We start from the raw sequence: 15,123 nt of genomic DNA, 5'->3' as shown, positions 1-15,123 counted from the left end.
AGGAGAAAGCTATGCCAGCGGGCACTATTGCACTAACAAACAACTCAACAGCAGTAACCGGCTCAGGAACTAATTTTTCATCCGAGCTGAAGGCTAATGATTTCCTGGTGGCAATTGTTGGCGGCGTGACTTATACGCTTGGCGTGCAGTCAGTTAATTCGGCCACAGGCCTCACGCTGATCACTGCTTACAATGGACCTACAGCGACAGGTGTGGCGTGGACAGCCGTGCCTAATGCGGCACTGGTTGGGATTACTGCTCAGGTAGCCGCGGATGTTGCTAAGGCAATACGTGGGCTCAATCTCGACAAGGCCAACTGGCAGCAGGTTTATAGTGCAAGCGGCAATATCACTGTAACTCTTCCAGATGGATCCACCTACACTGGTCCGTCATGGAACTCAGTTGTTAACTCTGTAGGAGGAAAACTCGACAAGACCGGTGGAACAATGACCGGCCCTTTATTCCTGCCAGCCATCGAGATATCTGCAGCTACGCCTTTTATCGACTTTCATCACAACAATTCTTCAGCTGACTATACAGCAAGGATTATTCACACAGAGGCGCAGGCAATTGAGGTCAGTGCTGGAACAGGAAGCATTTCATTCCGCATTAACGGTGGTATGCGCGTCGGTGGTGCCAACTACAGCGGTGGAATTAATCTGTACCGAGGGAATGGTGATGCTAATGCTCTGTGGGGGTTTAACTGTAGCGACGGAAACTTGAATATTGTTAGAGGTTCTGCAGCAGGTAGTTTAATGGCACTCGGCGACTCTCTTCTTGATCAAGTGAGAGGGGTGAGGGGTAAGCAGGGTTCTGGCGGGGCGTATCAGGCTAATTCATGGCAGTTCTACTGGAACTCATCCGCACAATTAGAGACTTGGGTTGATAACGTAAAAATAGGTAACGTAACGGTATCGAGCACATCAGATAAAGGACTGAAGAAAGACATCACCTACCGTGAAGACGCGAGCAAGGCTCTTGCGGAAGTTCTTAAGTGGCGACCAGCTGATTTTAAAATGAAGGCTCGTGGCATTATTCCGGAGACAGCAGAGCAGTTGGGGTTCATTGCTAATGACCTGGTTAAGGTATCTCCTGAATGTGTCAGCGGAAAAGGGTTGCCGGATGATTATGATATTGAGGCTGATCCTAACAACGACTCAGCATACTATCTTAACCAAATCCCGATGATTGCCAAGTTGGCTCAGGCACTACAGGCCCAGCAAAAGCTGATCGACGAACAGTCTGAGATTATCAAAGCTATGGGCGTAAGGCTTAAAGATATCGACGGTTTGGACGGCTAGAAATGCCCCGGGATGGGGCATATATCAAAATTTAGAAAATATATGGACTAGGAGTAGACCCTAGTTTGATTATCAAACATCCATCCACCATTTCAATGCTTTCTGGAGAAGGCCATGGATTAATCTCTGCGGCTCTCTCCTGCATTTTTTTTACGCAAGCAACATCAGGCCTAACGAAATTTGCGGTATTTGTTGTTTTAAAGAAATAAAATAGTCTCTTATTGCTGCCGCCGTCCCAAGCAAAGTATGAACTTCCAAATACATCGGAGTTGTTTTTTCGCCAGAAGTTATCTGGTTGATACGCGCCATAAAAATAAACAGGTGTTTTCGACTCATCAAAAGATGGGTATTTTTCGTATATGATGGAAATCATTCGGTTAGCTATTTTACTATCTTGCTCTCTAGCCATATGGTCAGAATATGAAAGCTGACTTGCTGCATTAGACGAAATCAGTAGCGATACAACAGATAGGGCGGCAAAAGGTAAAGCGCGATTCATCAGCAGAAACGCAATGACAATCATGCCAGCAAACGTGACAGGAAGTGCTAGCATGGTACGCGGGGCAAGGTCGCTACCAAACAGTACTGTAAGAGCAAAAGGAGAAAGCATGAACAATGTTAGCCATAATGCCAACTCCTTTCTGTTACTTAAGTTCCCTAAAAAAATCTTCAGCATGCATAGCAAATACAAAGGCAGAGTCAAAAAGTATATATTCAAACCATAATATGATTTAAATGTGAAATAATTTGTTATGGACTCTATCATGGGAATCATAGAGGATGAGCCATTGACTAACCAGCCAACCTGGTTCAATAAGTATCCAGAGTTGTCTACTTGATAATGTTCTCTTATCAACGCAGATAAAGAAAAGTATATTAAAACGGATAAAGTAATACCTGCGCCAAAATTTAATACATTGTAAAATCTACGCTCAGCATGATTACCATTAAAAAGAACACAACACATCTGCATCAAAAATAATGACAGTGTGAAAATGATTGCAGATTGATATATTGAAAGTGATGCCGTTGAGAGCAATACTCCGGCTATTAAATTAACCCATAATCTGCCGTTGGTTGCTTTTTGAAAAAATAGCACTGAAAGAGAGGATAGCAGCAATCCGATAGACATAGTATCTGATTGGTTGGAAAACTCAATTTGATATGCGTACTGAGGGAACCCAATAAACGATATTGGCAATATAAAGCATGTTAAGCCTTTTGCTTTAATTATTCTAGAAATTACCACCACTGTTAGTGATAGAAATAATATAGACATAAGCGTGGTGAAAAATGGGGTGTATGGCTCAGGAAGTAAGTACTCTTTTAAGTAGGCATGCCCCCACCGGCTAAAAGCTATTGTTTTAAGGAAGTTGTCGCTTAACTCTTCATCAATCGAAAGAGAGAAATTTGCAAGTTCCTGGCCATACATTATCAGGCATGATAAGTAAGATAGGCAGAAAATGTATATTTCTCTTTTATAATCAGTAAAAATGCGATTCATTATTGTTCCAACGGATATATTATGTACTGAGTGAATGGTAAGCCAGTGGATCATCAATCTCAATATCTATGTCATGAATTCTTATCTTCAATACATTAAAAATACCTGAATTCCATTATCCTAAACGCCCTAAGCCATCTTTAGTGCGTCCATTGATGGCCTTCATAAAAAAGCCCGGCGACCGGGCAATGACTCAGCCGCTCCTGTCTGAGCAGGCTGCGGGGTGGGTCATTTGAGATTAGTCACCCATCACCGCCAGCGCCAACTAAAAACCCTTTCACCTCAAACCCTTTACAAATCTGTCCACCGCTCCGCCTTGATCAAAAGCACCGATCGATATTACTGTTTATCCATACAGTATTTATCAAAGGAGGATTTATCATGGCGAGAGAGAGTGACATACACGCGGCGTTCACTGGCGCAATAACGAAGGACGGCAGGGGGCGTCAGATTGTCACCACTGCGGCGTTCCAGAAGCGGCTGGATGACCTGAATCACGTCTGGACGCTGGCAGAGTGCAATCGGTGGATACGCTACTACCAGAACTTCTTCTTCGAGCTGGTCACAGAGGAAAGCGAGAATAAGACCTGGTCGTTACGCAATATGGGATACGTGAGGTAATTATGGGATTTCCATCACCGGCGTCCGATTACATCGAGCGGCGCATCGATCTGAACGATGTGCTGATGCCTCACCGCAACAACATGATCCTGATTGAGACGCCTGACGGGTTCGTGCTGGCGGACAAATCACTCAAGCCCGCGCCAGGCGACAAGATAGCATTCCAGATAGGCGAGTTCCCGCAACTGGGTAGATTGTTCAGTACAGGGATTATCACCTCAGACGGCGAGACGATCGACGGAGAGGGAATGGAAGGGATTATCGTGCTGGGGAAGGTAACGTCCGAGGTCGCGTCTGTGTACGAGCCTCTCCGGCCTACGATTTAGCCGTAGCACACATGTAGCACAAAAAAATACCGCAAATCACCTCAAAACCACCACTACGGCAGTTTGTGACTTGCGGTATGTCTCTGTAAAACCACGCTTCAACGCACATCAACCTGACTGGCTAAATATTCAAAGTGAAATTATGAATATGCAGGTTTAGTGAGCTGATTCCGCTGAACAAGGCACGCCTGCGTGGAGGCGATGAGGGGAGTGGGATGCCCGCATCAAGGCGGATCACTTTGCTGAGTCTATGACCCTGTACTGGCGATAATGCAGGTGTCATTGACTATACTGCTCTTTATGACGAGCCGTGCAGCAGGGAACTCACTCTTCGGTGCAGGCGACCCGACACCTCATCACCCATCAGCAGGACGCCAGCCCAATGCTAAAAAAACTTATCCTTATCGCATCGTTAATCAGCATATCTCTCCCAGCCTTTGCTGCCACGCAGTGCGGGCCGTTCTCTCTTAAACCTGATAAGAGCGGCTGGTTCTCGGTGAATGGAGAACGCGCAAAAACGCAGAAAGTCACCTTTGCGAAAGAGAAGGGCGACTACGACAACGCGACGGTCAAACTGCTGGTGAAAAACAGCAAAGCGCCAGGGATGGTGGATATGGAGTTGACGAACCGTGAGGGCAAAGGGCTGTTAAGAGCTGAAATCGTCCGTACCAGCCAGAGTCAGATCCGCATACGAGGTGCCTATGATTGCGAACCGGCAAAATAGGCTGAACTTCGACTGCCCACTCGTGTGTATGTCACAGCCCGGAAGCGGGCCTGATAAAAGCTTTTGAGAAGAGTGCGAAAGATTGTCAGGCAAGCGCTTGAGCTCTGGCTGGCCTGACAACGTATGCCGTCTCCTCATCATCCATCCTGCATCACGCACATGCCGACGCTGCATTTAACGTGATGTTTTGCACCGCGCGATCATCCCTGAAACTTCTGTGCTGATATCTGATGCTTTTGGATCATAGTAAAATGTCGCACTGGTCTGATGATGGCTGAACTTAGCAATTTCAACCCAGGCCACGGTTTCATCATCCTGCTCAAGGTTATATCGCCTTGTGCCATCCGGCAGAGGTTCATCCTGCTCCAGATAGAGTCTTTGATCCTGTGCCGCTACGCTAAGGCAGGATTCAACCTGAAAAGGATGACCGTCGAAATAAGCGGTTTTTGTTGTCGGGTGTAATCCTAGCCGTCCCATATCTACGCATCCGCCCAACAGACTTATGCTCAGGGCAATAATGATCTTCTTCATGAACGAAACCATCATGGTTATTTTGTAGACCAATAATATCCGGATATTGATCGTATCGCTCATTTTAATCAAAAATCTGCGCTTAATATTGCTGGCGTTACGGACTAAATGTAACATTCTTCGCAACGCATTATGATGTTAGCAACGGACAGGAACTTAGTAGCCCGCATCAGGTGACTCATGCTGCCTGCTGGTGTTAACCGTTGTCAGATGAATGGCAGGTAAATTATCATTCAAAACCGTTGCTCATTATATCTTTAGTCTGCTTTGAGACGGATGCCCGAAACTCATTGCCTGAAGCGTTTGTTAGCCAGCTTATTATAAACACGGAAAGTTTTACGCAGTATATTACACACACATCAGGTTCACTTTAAACCGGCCCAATAAAAGGCGTTATACCTCGGTTGTGTTACGCATGTTGAGGTGTCCTGATGAAATACTTACTACTTAAGTGCCTCTGAATACTATGATTTATGACTGTTTTTTATACTACGATGAAGATATCTTGCTTGAGATGCGTCTGAACACGCTTGAGCATGTTGTTGATCGGTTTGTCATTGTGGAATCACGCTATACCTTTACCGGTAAACGCAGGGAAAAGCTTCATTTTGATATTGAGAAGTTCGATCGTTTCCGCGATAAAATTATTTATATTGTTAACGATATTGCGCCCAGATTTTATCAGCAAGCCTTTAAATCGAATAGTTCTCTGGTTAATGCGGGAGAGACAGATCCCTGGGAAAATGAAGCCACTGCACGTAATCAGATTATGCAAGGGCTGGCCGGTGCGCAGGATGATGATATTGTTATTGTGTCAGACGTTGATGAAATTCCCCGACCCGAGGCGATAAAAGCATTCAGTCATCAACATCTTTGCACGACGCTACATCAGCAATATTTCAATTTTAAATTTAATGTCCGGGTTTTAAATGACGACGGCACACCGCGCTGTGCCACACTGGCGAAAATGGTGACCTGTAAAACGCTGCGAGACTTTTTTATGGGGCAACCGGAATTGCTTCGCAATGTTAAGCGTCGTGGTACACCGATACGCGAGAACTGGTTGCGCTGGAAGTGGCTAAATATCCGGACAAAAACCGTTAAGAACGCAGGGTGGCATTTTTCCTGGGTAATGAGCGATGAGCGCATCAGTGAAAAAATGTCTTCGATTTCTCATACCGAACGTAACTGCCCCGAATTTAACAATCCGGATCATATACGGCGCTGCGTTGAGAACAATATTGATATCTGGAACCGTCCGCGAAGGATGGAGATAGTGCCGGTGACATCCGAACATTTTCCAGCCTGGCTGGTTGAAAATCAGCATCAGCTTGCCGATCTCATTAAATCATAACGCTGACCAGCGCGCCCATCGGGCGCGCATCTCGCACATCAGCTTGCTTTGTAAGGATCTTTTTTGTCATCCTGGCTGTCATCATTTTTGCGCGGCACTTCGCCATGATCTTTCGGCGCATCAGTAGCGGGATGATCATCTTCCTCGTATGCATTACCAGCGTTTGGCGCGGCTTCCGGCAGGCTTTTGCTGACATCACCTTCTTTCTTACGTTCTTCATTCGTATTGTGTTTAAACATAACTCTCTCCTTTTATTCCAGTCTCTTAAGTTTAGACCAGCACTGACATCCCGCATGCGCGGTGGATTAAAGAAGAAAAAAAAGCCCGCCAGAGGCGGGCTAATCGGAGTTTCTCTCATACTGAACACGTCATTTTTCGATGTTTGGGTGTGTACAGCAGGTTCATGCTAACCGGGAATCCCTGATGCAGTAATGGACAAATCTGTCATGTCGCTTGCGGCAGGTCACATTCCCGTCGATAAACAGATCGATAAATATATTCGATTGAACGGATTAACAAAAGGCATATAGTGTCCTGCGTTACCAGGAGATAGAAATTATGTTAAGAGACTATTTAAAGATTGAAGCTGAAGATCAGTTAATCGAACAACGCTCGCTGAGCCTGAAAAATCGTGGCCAGGAAGAGGTCACCGAATGGATTATTGTCAACCGCCAGGGTGTTAAAAAAGGCGGCGTAACCCTGTTCGATAAACTCAGTACCCGCCGCTCATGGCCCGTCAATTACCGCATTATGCAGACCGATCTGCAGGGCAATGTGGTGGTAGATCAACTGACCGATGCCCTGTAGTTGCCCGGCGATAATCTCAGCCACCGTTGTACAATGAAAAGTGAACCCGCGCCCGGCGGGTTTTTTTTATAGCTGGCGGTAGCGCCGCAGTTCCACCAGCGTACCAATCAGCTTCACGCTGTCCCGGCTGGAATGCAGCTCAGGGAAGTTGATATTGACTGGTGCCAGTTCAAACTGCATGACGCCATTTTCACTGCCGCGCTGACGCCAGGTGCGTAGCAGCGCCGCCTGTTGCTGCAATACCAACACGCAGTCGCTGGGCTGAGGTGACTGCCTGGGATCGATGATCACCACATCATTCCGCAGAATCGCGGGCGTCATCGCCTGTTCTTCCACCCGGAAGGCAAAGCTCTGCTGCGAAAGCGCCATGTCGTTGTGCATCAGCAATTCATGCCGGACGGAACCGGCCTCGTTCAGCCATTGCGGCACGTCGCGCTGTGCAAGCAGTGGGATCTGGTGCAGACCACTCCAGGCGCTTTCGCTGAAAACAGGTCCATCCCCATCTATCAGAAAAGCCGGTGCGCAGCCCAGCGCTTCAGCGAGCCGCAGCAGGTTCTCACCGCGCGGCAGCGTCTCTTCTTTTTCCCATTGCGAAATCGCCACATGGGACACTTTTACCTGTTGCGCCAATTGCTTCTGCGTTAACTGCAGTGATTTTCGTCGGAGTCGGATGCGGTCACCCAGCGTTTCGTTTTTCATAAGCTTGACTTTTTGGTTGAGAGTGACTTAAGTATACTTAAGCCTGGTATTTAAGCAATCTTAAATTTCATGCGGGGGACGTGGCTAAGCAGCACGCAGTAAGTTCCAGAGACCTTACCGTACAAAGGGGTGTGGCATGGAAAGTAGTCTGATTACCAGTATGGGTGCGTTAGTTCTGGGTGGGGGGGCAGCAGCACTGTTCTGGAAACCGTTATTGGCGGGAATAGCGTCAATCGTAACCAGTAATCGAGCCGGCGGCGAAATTATTACCAGCTACAAAGAGCAGGTGGTGTTGCTGAAAGAGAGCAACGTGCTGATACGGGAGGAGAACGATGAATTACGCGAACGGCACGACAGGAATCTGCGGCGTATCTCGACACTCGAAACGGATCTTCGGTTAATCAAGAATGCGGTAGGGATTTTACTGGCAATGACCGAAACCGATCAGAACGATAAATTTCGTAATGAGATTGATCGGCTTATCTCAACTCTGGAGGATCGCAGTGATGGCCATGATTAATAGCACTAAGGCACCTATGTCTTACCGGCGCAAAGTTATCCTCGGCTGCGTATTGCTGAGCTGTTCGATGATTTGCATCCTGATGACGATCATTTTTCTCTACGTCAGTAACACGGCAAACAAGCGGGTCGAGGAGATTCGGGCGGATTATCGCTTAATTGCGGCGCGGCGTGATGACAGAGTGGAGTTGCTGACCGATCAGGTTGCAGTAATACAGCATAAGCTGGATGCAATACCGGATCGCATAGCCGACAAAACGGTCATCAAAGTCAAAGAAGTCGTCACTGAGAGTGAGGTACCAACCGGGAAATCCGGTCAGAAACCATAACTTCCGATTATTCTTAATGCGGTTTCGCTATTATCGACTAGTTTTAAATATCCGGGCAACATTTTGTACCTGAATGCAGGCCCGCTGATTGGCCGGTTGATGAACCGCTAAGCCTACTCACTTTGGATAAATGACCAGAAGGAAATTTAGCATGAGCGATTCAACAGAAACCAAGACCAAAACTGAATATCTGCGTGACGTGACTTCTCAGCTAAAAGAGATGCGTCACTATGCTCAGACCAACACCGAAACCCTTTCCAGCCAATGGTTAGCGTTTGATGCCGGTGAGTATAAAGACAAGACCAACGCCGACCGAATCGATGCGCTGCTCAATAAGCAGGGTAAACTGCTGGAAGATCTGGATGTCGCGATTCAGGACATCGAGATTGAAATTAATCACAGCGAGCAGGAGAGCTAAGTCATCTCCCGCTAACTGATGTGGTGGCCGTTAAGGGATTAATCGGCCACCAGCCACATTTCCGCTTCGTCGAACATCTCTTCAACAATCCGCGCAACCGTCGCTTTATCGTTCTTACTCAAATCAGTATCAATCGCATTACGTTCCATCGGCTTGACCTTAACTTCAATGTCAGGAAACACCCGATGCACCCGCTTTTCCAGCTCCTCACGAATCATCTCGCGGGCACCCGGTAAACCGGCAACGTTGCGCTTGTCATAAATCAACTCAACAAACATGATGGCAATCCATTCAGGGCAAAATCGCTGACATATAATACTGTAAATAAAAACAGTGGCAAGGCGGCGTGCCCGATTTCGCGTAAATTTTTATCTCGCATAAACCTCAATCTTCGACTAGCAAAATGCGCACGCATCGCGACATAATGGCGGCTTACTTTTAGGAGGTCCGCGATGCGACAACTGGTAATTGATATTCTGCTAAAACTGGCAAAGATGGACGTCGATGCAAAAGAGTTGACGGCGCAACTTGAAGCGCAGTCTCTGCTGGTTGCAGCGCTGCTGGTGCAGGCGAAACAGGACAACTCGCTGACCATTTCAGAAACGGTGCAGGATGCCATTATTACCGCGTCGAAATCTTCGACCGATTTTCTGCAGTCTGATGTGGATCTGCTGCTGACGCATATTAATCGTCTGCTGGCGGTAGCAAGTTATGTTGAAGTAAAGGGTAAGGCGACGGAAGGTGAGGGGTAGGGGCGGATAAAAAATTCGCCTCTGGAGGTGGAATTGAGACAACACCTGCAGAGGCAGTGCATAAGCACTATTCGTTAAAGGACAATCACGACCTTAGTCGCACGCCGAAGTTATACACTTTCCCCCGGTTAGTACAACTTTATCTGCAGTGCCTGAACTGGTTGGAGGTGTTTGACAAATGCAACTTCAACGCGGCCCTGATTACAGCTCGTTTTTGATGCAAAACTCTTCCCAGCTCATCCCCAGTGACTCAGCATGAGATTTGAGATAAGTCTCGATAGCCTCAGCCGCCACCGCTTTATCCGGCTCAGCGAGCTGAATAGAAAAGATCATTCCATCCAGATTCTTCTGCCGCAAAAAGGCCGCATAGATGCGCTCGGCATGCCATTCGCGCAGCTGTCGCAGTGACAGATTAGCTGCACGGGCGTCGCTCTCTGTTAATTCATCAAGTGCAGACTGAAAGTCGGGATGCGCGGTAAAAAACATCTCGCGCGCCTGGGCATAGTAGGCTTCTGGCGTTTTCATATTCATATTCCTGAAAGTCTGTTGCAGCGCGTCAGTGTAGCGGGTTGTCTTCCGCTTGTCAGGCGTGACAAAGGCGGGGCTTTGCATCAGTTCAGCCTCTGAACTTCCGGTCAAAAACCTGACCGTGAGCCTCGCTGCGGGTTAAATTCTGGCGCAATCAGGGTCTGCGTGGTGTTTGAACACCCAGATACCTTGCGCAACGCGGTGGAAAAATTATAACGTAGCCGCCATTGATGGGATCTTAGGGATTAAACATGAAAAAGTGGATGCTGATTGCCGCGCTGGCACTGAGTGGCTGTGCACAAATCAACGATTATGAGAATGCGGTGCAAACACCGGCGCCCGCTGAACTGCAGGGAACCTGGCAAACCGTCGGCCCACAGAGCAGCCTGATCAGCGATAAGGCGATAGCCAGTGTGATCATCAATGCGGATGGCAGCACGCTGGACTGCCGTCAGTGGATGCGAGTGATTGCGAAGCCGGGCAAACTGACCCGGTTAAGCGGCGATTATGTCAACGTAACGCGTCAGGTGCGGGTGATGCCGCTGGTCGTGGAGAATGGCGAGCTGAGCTATGACAGGATGACCCTGCGTAAAGTGGCGCGTCCGACCGTTGAGTGTCAGCAGGCACTTGACGAGGTGGCGAAGCAGCCGAAAGCCGCGGTGATTCAGAACATCGAACCGCAACTGCTGCGCACACCGATTACAGAAAATAACGCGAAGTCGTAACAGCCGACCCATAACAAAACCGCCCCGACGGGCAGAGCGCACTTTACGCTTCTGTCTGCCGGGGCGGTTTTAGTTTTGAGTCATTTCTTCTGCAACGAGCTTATTCTGCAACCACCCAGACGCTGACACTGCCACCGTTACAGACAAAGACCGCCGTGCCGTGCTCGTCGGCAGTAATGGTCTCTTCACGGTTACCCAGATGATCGCGCCAGACCTTACCGGCAAAACCTTCTCCCATCGGCACGCTTTTCTCACCGGCATCGCCGTTCGACATGATCACCACACAGCCTGGCTGTGTTTCGGTGCCGCTGCGGCTGAAGGCCACGCAATTTGGGTGATCAAAATAGTCGGTCTGCACGCCCCAGCCATACTGCTGGCGCGCCCGGATCAATCCTTCCAGTTCAGGGATCACCGGCATCTCAATTTTGTGCTTCTCGCCGTCGCCGCCTTCATCTTCATAGGTCGCCCCGAACAGGTCGGGATAGAAGATGGTGGGCACACCCTGTTCACGCAACAGGATCAGCGCATAGGCCAGCGGTTTGAACCAGGCTTCTACCGGTGCTTCCAGCGACTGCAGCGGCTGGGTGTCGTGGTTTGCCACGATCGTCACGGCATGCCACGGATCAGCGACCACCAGCGAGTTAGCAAAGATCTGGCTCATATCGTAGGCGCTGCCCGCGGTTGAGGCCTGGTGAAAGTTCATGTGCAGTGGCGCATCAAACAGCATGGTTTTGCCTTCCACCTGATGCACATACTCCTGCAGCTTCTCCGTTTCAAACGACCAGTATTCCGCGACGATAAACATCGGCTCTTCAGCAACTTCCTGAATATGATCGATCCACTCTTTGTAGAACCAGGCCGGGATATGTTTTACCGCATCGAGACGAAAGCCGGTGCAGGGCACCTGTTCCATCACCCAGCGCGCCCAGTATTTGAGCTCTTCCCTGACCGCGTTGTTGCGAAAATCGATGTTGGCACCCATCAGATAGTCGAAATTACCCAGTTCGTTATCAACCTGGTCGTTCCAGCCTTCAGCGGTGTAGTCATTGATGATTTTGAATACGCCGTTTTCGTCCGGATTTTCGATGTGGTCTACGCCGCTAAAGCATTTGTGATCCCAGACAAATTTCGAAAACTCCCCGGCGCGCGCCGGAAACGTAAATTTCGTCCAGGCCTCGCACCCGACCACCTCGTCGTAGATTTCATCGCGGTTATCGGGATTGACGCGGTTAACGCTGATCGCCTCTTTCTCGTCGGCACCCATTTTGTGGTTGAGCACCACATCCAGCAGCACCCCAACGTTGTGACTGCGCAGGGCTTCTGTTGCCGCCAGTAACTGCTGTTTGTCGCCATATTTGGTGGCAACACTACCTTTCTGATCAAATTCACCCAGGTCAAACAGATCGTAGCTGTCGTAACCGACAGAATAGCCCCCCGAATCCCCTTTGTAGCACGGTGGCAACCACGCCATGGTGATACCGATTTCGCTGAGCCAGGCCGCACGATCGGCGACTTCCGGCCACAGTTTGCTGCCATCCGGGTAATACCAATGGAAAAACTGTAATAACGTTGGGTTTTGCATGTACCACACTCCAGGGGATGATGAAAATCAAGTATGGAGTAAGCGGCAAAAAAGAGACGCCGCGCAGAAAAATAAATCTGGCGGCGTGACAGAGCAGGGGATCAGGAGAGGGTTTCGTGCGGCACCATAACAACGCCGCCTTGATTGCTATAAGCGGACATCACCGATTTCTGGCGGCTGTTCTGACCCACCAGTGAGGCCAGCTCATCCATCCGCTCCTGCAGCAGACGTTTCACTTCACATTCGTTATCGAGAATACGGCGCAGCACCGGACGTAACTGCTCCTGAGTCTGTGCCGACGGCGACACGGCTTCTGTCGATTGGGCTAAGTTCTGCACCGCACTGACATACTCCATCTCCCTGCTGATCAATTCATCCCATTCGCCTTGTGCTGCATGACGCAGCATTCCCTGGCTGAGATCGAGTAACTGTTGGTAAACGGTAATCAGATGCGGTGCAGTAGTCATTAAACGGCGTCCTGAATCAGGTTAGGTTGAACCACTTCTTTCCACGCGTCAGCAATGTTGCGCAGCAGGCCTTCGACCTCCTCAACCGCTGCAACATCATTGTTCAGGTTGGCATGCAACAGGCGACGCGTCATGTAGTTGTAAAGATCCAGCAGATTATCGGCCAGCTCATCACCACGGTTTTCAGTCAGGCCCTCTTTCAGGCCCGCTTCGATAATATTGATGGCTTTGGAGATGGAGCTGCCTTTGCCTTCAATATTGCTATCCTGCATAAACAGACGGGCGCGGATTAACGCACTCAGTGCACCGTCGAACAGCATCACCACCAGCTGCTGCTGGCTGGCGCTCATCACGGCGCTTTCTACGCCAATTTTTGCATAGGCTTTGGTGCCTGTAGCGCTGTACATGGACACTCCTGTTATTTTTTAGACGAATCGGACGTGTCGAACTGCTGCGTCAGATAGGTGCTGGTCGAGTTGAGTTTACTGATGGCCATATCCAGCTGAGTAAATTGCGTTTTATAGCGTGCGATATCCGCATCAATGCGATCGCTGGTGGTGTTGTAGAGGGCGGTCAGTGTATTCAGTGTTTTACTCACGCCATCGGTGGCAGACTGAATAATCCCTTTAGTAGCCAGCCAGTCAGTCAGCTTGCTGTCGATTTTAGCGGCGATACCGGTTTTACCGTCACCTACGATCATCGCTTTCACGCCCGCAGCATCTTTATCCAGTGCGGTGCTCAGCTTGGTCGAATCCAGTTTTAATGAACCGGTCGTGGGATCGGTGGTAACACCAATCTGACTCAGTGATTTAAAGGTAGAAGTGCTCTGTGCATTGGTGAGCATGCTCTTCAGCTGCGTCTCAATCGTGCGTAACGTACTGTCACCCAGCAGGGCACCATTACTGGAGTCCTGCGCGTCGCTGTTGGTATCGACTTTGGTGAATTTGGTCAGGGTATTGAACTGATCCAGCAACGAATTGTAGGCATCCACCCAGCCGCTGATCGCGCTGGAGGCTTTTGAGGTGTCTTTGGTAATCGTCAGCGTCTGAGCGCCAGTTGTCTGCGCGGTCAGATTTAAGGTAATGCCTTCCAGCGCATCACTGATCTGGTTGCTGCTGTTCTCAATCGCAACGTTGTTAACCGTGAGCTGGGCATTCTGCGCTTTCACGCTTTCTGTCATCACATTGCTGCTGGCGCTGGCGTCAAAGCCCACAACGCCCTGCAACGTGCTGTCGCCGGTGACGGCAATGGTTGCCACGGCATTGTCGCTGCCGGTTTTGTTGGCGCTCATAGAGAGACGGAAGCTGCCGTCTGACACCTTAATAATGGTGGCGGTGACGCCGGCATTGGCGCCGTTGATGGCGTCACGCATACCGGTCAGCGAGGTCTGATCGCTGGAAAGCGTTACGCTTTTGCTTGATCCATCTTTTAAGGTAATCGCAATGCTGCGGCTGGCCACAGAGCTGTCGCCCAGTGCGGCAGTGTTGCTGCTCTGCACCGATGAGGTCAGGACCTGCGCCTGTGCCAGCTGAGTCACATTAATCGCATATTTACCGGCCACGGTGCTGCCAGAGGTAGTGGCGCTGAATGCCGTCGAACTGCTGGCCGCGGTGGTAGAGGTAAACAGGTCTGCACTGTTCAGCTTGGTGTTTGCGGTCTGGAAAGTCGTCAGTGAGCTTTTCAGGGTGGCATAGGCACTGAGCTTGGACGTGTAAGCCGACTGCTGTTTTGAAATTGGTGTGAGTGACGCTTTTTCAGCGGTGGTCAAACTGTCAAGCATGGTACTGAGTGGCAGGCCGGAGCCCACACCGAGGTTGCTTATACTAGCCATGTTAATTCCTTTATAAGGTCGACAGAGAAATTGATACCTGGGTTATCGGCCTTGAATAAGGAAAGTTTAAGGTTATTTGCCTTAGGGTAATGAGGTAAATAAGCA

21 protein-coding genes are annotated in these 15,123 nt (G+C 49.2%); 11 read left to right on the top strand and 10 right to left on the bottom strand.

Annotation, left to right across the window (positions count from 1 at the left end; all coding sequences use genetic code 11):
• Positions 1-11 precede the first annotated feature (11 nt).
• Positions 12-1,301, top strand: a complete 1,290-nt coding sequence (locus FOV68_RS03475; protein WP_143990319.1) for a tail fiber domain-containing protein — start codon at positions 12-14, stop codon at positions 1,299-1,301.
• 31 nt (positions 1,302-1,332) lie between these two features.
• On the opposite strand, the gene FOV68_RS03470 is transcribed toward FOV68_RS03475, so the two are convergent.
• Positions 1,333-2,805: a glucosyltransferase domain-containing protein gene (locus FOV68_RS03470; protein ID WP_186289710.1), complete on the bottom strand. Its 1,473-nt coding sequence runs from the start codon at positions 2,803-2,805 to the stop codon at positions 1,333-1,335.
• Between the two features lie 381 nt (positions 2,806-3,186).
• Here FOV68_RS03470 and FOV68_RS03465 point away from each other — a divergent pair, with 381 nt between their 5' ends.
• The 3 genes from FOV68_RS03465 to FOV68_RS03455 all read left to right on the top strand — a co-directional run bounded on the left by FOV68_RS03465 (position 3,187) and on the right by FOV68_RS03455 (position 4,476).
• The gene (locus FOV68_RS03465; protein ID WP_143990317.1) at positions 3,187-3,426 is read left to right on the top strand and encodes a hypothetical protein; all 240 of its coding nucleotides are present in this window, start codon (positions 3,187-3,189) and stop codon (positions 3,424-3,426) included.
• A gap of 2 nt (positions 3,427-3,428) precedes the next feature.
• A complete protein-coding gene (locus FOV68_RS03460) occupies positions 3,429-3,752 on the top strand; it encodes a phage repressor protein (protein WP_143990316.1) in 324 nt (107 codons plus the stop codon).
• Positions 3,753-4,086: 334 nt separating this feature from the next.
• A complete protein-coding gene (locus FOV68_RS03455) occupies positions 4,087-4,476 on the top strand; it encodes a hypothetical protein (RefSeq protein WP_255473593.1) in 390 nt (129 codons plus the stop codon).
• A gap of 174 nt (positions 4,477-4,650) precedes the next feature.
• Here FOV68_RS03455 and FOV68_RS03450 read toward each other — a convergent pair whose 3' ends face one another.
• The gene (locus FOV68_RS03450) at positions 4,651-5,007 is read right to left on the bottom strand and encodes a hypothetical protein (RefSeq protein WP_143990315.1); all 357 of its coding nucleotides are present in this window, start codon (positions 5,005-5,007) and stop codon (positions 4,651-4,653) included.
• Between the two features lie 466 nt (positions 5,008-5,473).
• Between FOV68_RS03450 and FOV68_RS03445 the strand changes: the two genes are divergently transcribed.
• On the top strand, positions 5,474-6,361 hold the full coding sequence (locus tag FOV68_RS03445; RefSeq protein ID WP_143990314.1) for a benzoate transporter: 888 nt from the start codon (positions 5,474-5,476) through the stop codon (positions 6,359-6,361).
• A gap of 38 nt (positions 6,362-6,399) precedes the next feature.
• On the opposite strand, the gene FOV68_RS03440 is transcribed toward FOV68_RS03445, so the two are convergent.
• On the bottom strand, positions 6,400-6,600 hold the full coding sequence (locus FOV68_RS03440; protein ID WP_010247636.1) for a hypothetical protein: 201 nt from the start codon (positions 6,598-6,600) through the stop codon (positions 6,400-6,402).
• Positions 6,601-6,919: 319 nt separating this feature from the next.
• Here FOV68_RS03440 and FOV68_RS03435 point away from each other — a divergent pair, with 319 nt between their 5' ends.
• Positions 6,920-7,168 carry a hypothetical protein gene (locus tag FOV68_RS03435; RefSeq protein ID WP_031593414.1) on the top strand — a complete coding sequence of 83 codons (249 nt, stop codon included), beginning with the start codon at positions 6,920-6,922 and terminating at the stop codon, positions 7,166-7,168.
• Between the two features lie 66 nt (positions 7,169-7,234).
• Here FOV68_RS03435 and FOV68_RS03430 read toward each other — a convergent pair whose 3' ends face one another.
• On the bottom strand, positions 7,235-7,867 hold the full coding sequence (locus FOV68_RS03430; RefSeq protein ID WP_143990313.1) for a helix-turn-helix domain-containing protein: 633 nt from the start codon (positions 7,865-7,867) through the stop codon (positions 7,235-7,237).
• Positions 7,868-8,003: 136 nt separating this feature from the next.
• On the opposite strand from FOV68_RS03430, the gene FOV68_RS03425 reads away from it, so the two are divergent.
• The 3 genes from FOV68_RS03425 (at position 8,004) to FOV68_RS03415 (ending at position 9,133) form a co-directional block, all read left to right on the top strand.
• On the top strand, positions 8,004-8,387 hold the full coding sequence (locus tag FOV68_RS03425) for a hypothetical protein (RefSeq protein ID WP_031593416.1): 384 nt from the start codon (positions 8,004-8,006) through the stop codon (positions 8,385-8,387).
• Positions 8,374-8,715 (top strand): hypothetical protein, encoded by a 342-nt coding sequence (locus FOV68_RS03420; protein WP_143990312.1) that lies wholly within the window; start codon positions 8,374-8,376, stop codon positions 8,713-8,715. Before FOV68_RS03425 ends, FOV68_RS03420 begins: the two co-directional genes overlap by 14 nt.
• Before the next feature lie 151 nt (positions 8,716-8,866).
• A complete protein-coding gene (locus FOV68_RS03415; RefSeq protein ID WP_143990311.1) occupies positions 8,867-9,133 on the top strand; it encodes a hypothetical protein in 267 nt (88 codons plus the stop codon).
• Positions 9,134-9,171: 38 nt separating this feature from the next.
• Here the strand turns inward: FOV68_RS03415 and FOV68_RS03410 are convergent, their stop codons facing one another.
• Positions 9,172-9,411, bottom strand: coding sequence for a DinI-like family protein (locus FOV68_RS03410; RefSeq protein ID WP_003854508.1), 240 nt, complete (start codon positions 9,409-9,411; stop codon positions 9,172-9,174).
• Between the two features lie 174 nt (positions 9,412-9,585).
• On the opposite strand from FOV68_RS03410, the gene iraP reads away from it, so the two are divergent.
• A complete protein-coding gene (gene iraP, locus FOV68_RS03405; protein ID WP_031593419.1) occupies positions 9,586-9,885 on the top strand; it encodes an anti-adapter protein IraP in 300 nt (99 codons plus the stop codon).
• Between the two features lie 201 nt (positions 9,886-10,086).
• On the opposite strand, the gene FOV68_RS03400 is transcribed toward iraP, so the two are convergent.
• Complete coding sequence (locus tag FOV68_RS03400) at positions 10,087-10,410, bottom strand: DUF6388 family protein (RefSeq protein WP_008926858.1); 324 nt, start codon at positions 10,408-10,410, stop codon at positions 10,087-10,089.
• Between the two features lie 254 nt (positions 10,411-10,664).
• Here FOV68_RS03400 and yedD point away from each other — a divergent pair, with 254 nt between their 5' ends.
• A complete protein-coding gene (gene yedD, locus FOV68_RS03395) occupies positions 10,665-11,138 on the top strand; it encodes a lipoprotein YedD (RefSeq protein WP_039388770.1) in 474 nt (157 codons plus the stop codon).
• Positions 11,139-11,238: 100 nt separating this feature from the next.
• On the opposite strand, the gene amyA is transcribed toward yedD, so the two are convergent.
• The 4 genes from amyA to fliD form a co-directional block, all read right to left on the bottom strand.
• Positions 11,239-12,720, bottom strand: a complete 1,482-nt coding sequence (amyA, locus tag FOV68_RS03390; RefSeq protein ID WP_010247614.1) for an alpha-amylase — start codon at positions 12,718-12,720, stop codon at positions 11,239-11,241.
• 101 nt (positions 12,721-12,821) lie between these two features.
• Positions 12,822-13,187 (bottom strand): flagella biosynthesis regulatory protein FliT, encoded by a 366-nt coding sequence (gene fliT / locus FOV68_RS03385; RefSeq protein WP_064703578.1) that lies wholly within the window; start codon positions 13,185-13,187, stop codon positions 12,822-12,824.
• Positions 13,187-13,594 (bottom strand): flagellar export chaperone FliS, encoded by a 408-nt coding sequence (gene fliS / locus FOV68_RS03380; RefSeq protein ID WP_039388762.1) that lies wholly within the window; start codon positions 13,592-13,594, stop codon positions 13,187-13,189. Before fliS ends, fliT begins: the two co-directional genes overlap by 1 nt.
• Before the next feature lie 11 nt (positions 13,595-13,605).
• Positions 13,606-15,018: a flagellar filament capping protein FliD gene (gene fliD / locus FOV68_RS03375; protein WP_134160628.1), complete on the bottom strand. Its 1,413-nt coding sequence runs from the start codon at positions 15,016-15,018 to the stop codon at positions 13,606-13,608.
• Between the last annotated feature and the right edge of the window lie 105 nt (positions 15,019-15,123).

Origin of the sequence: Pantoea sp. paga, assembly GCF_007558755.1 — a bacterium.
In the GTDB taxonomy this organism is placed as follows: Bacteria; Pseudomonadota; Gammaproteobacteria; order Enterobacterales; family Enterobacteriaceae; genus Pantoea; species Pantoea agglomerans.
This window is presented reverse-complemented; position numbering and strand designations above follow the sequence as displayed.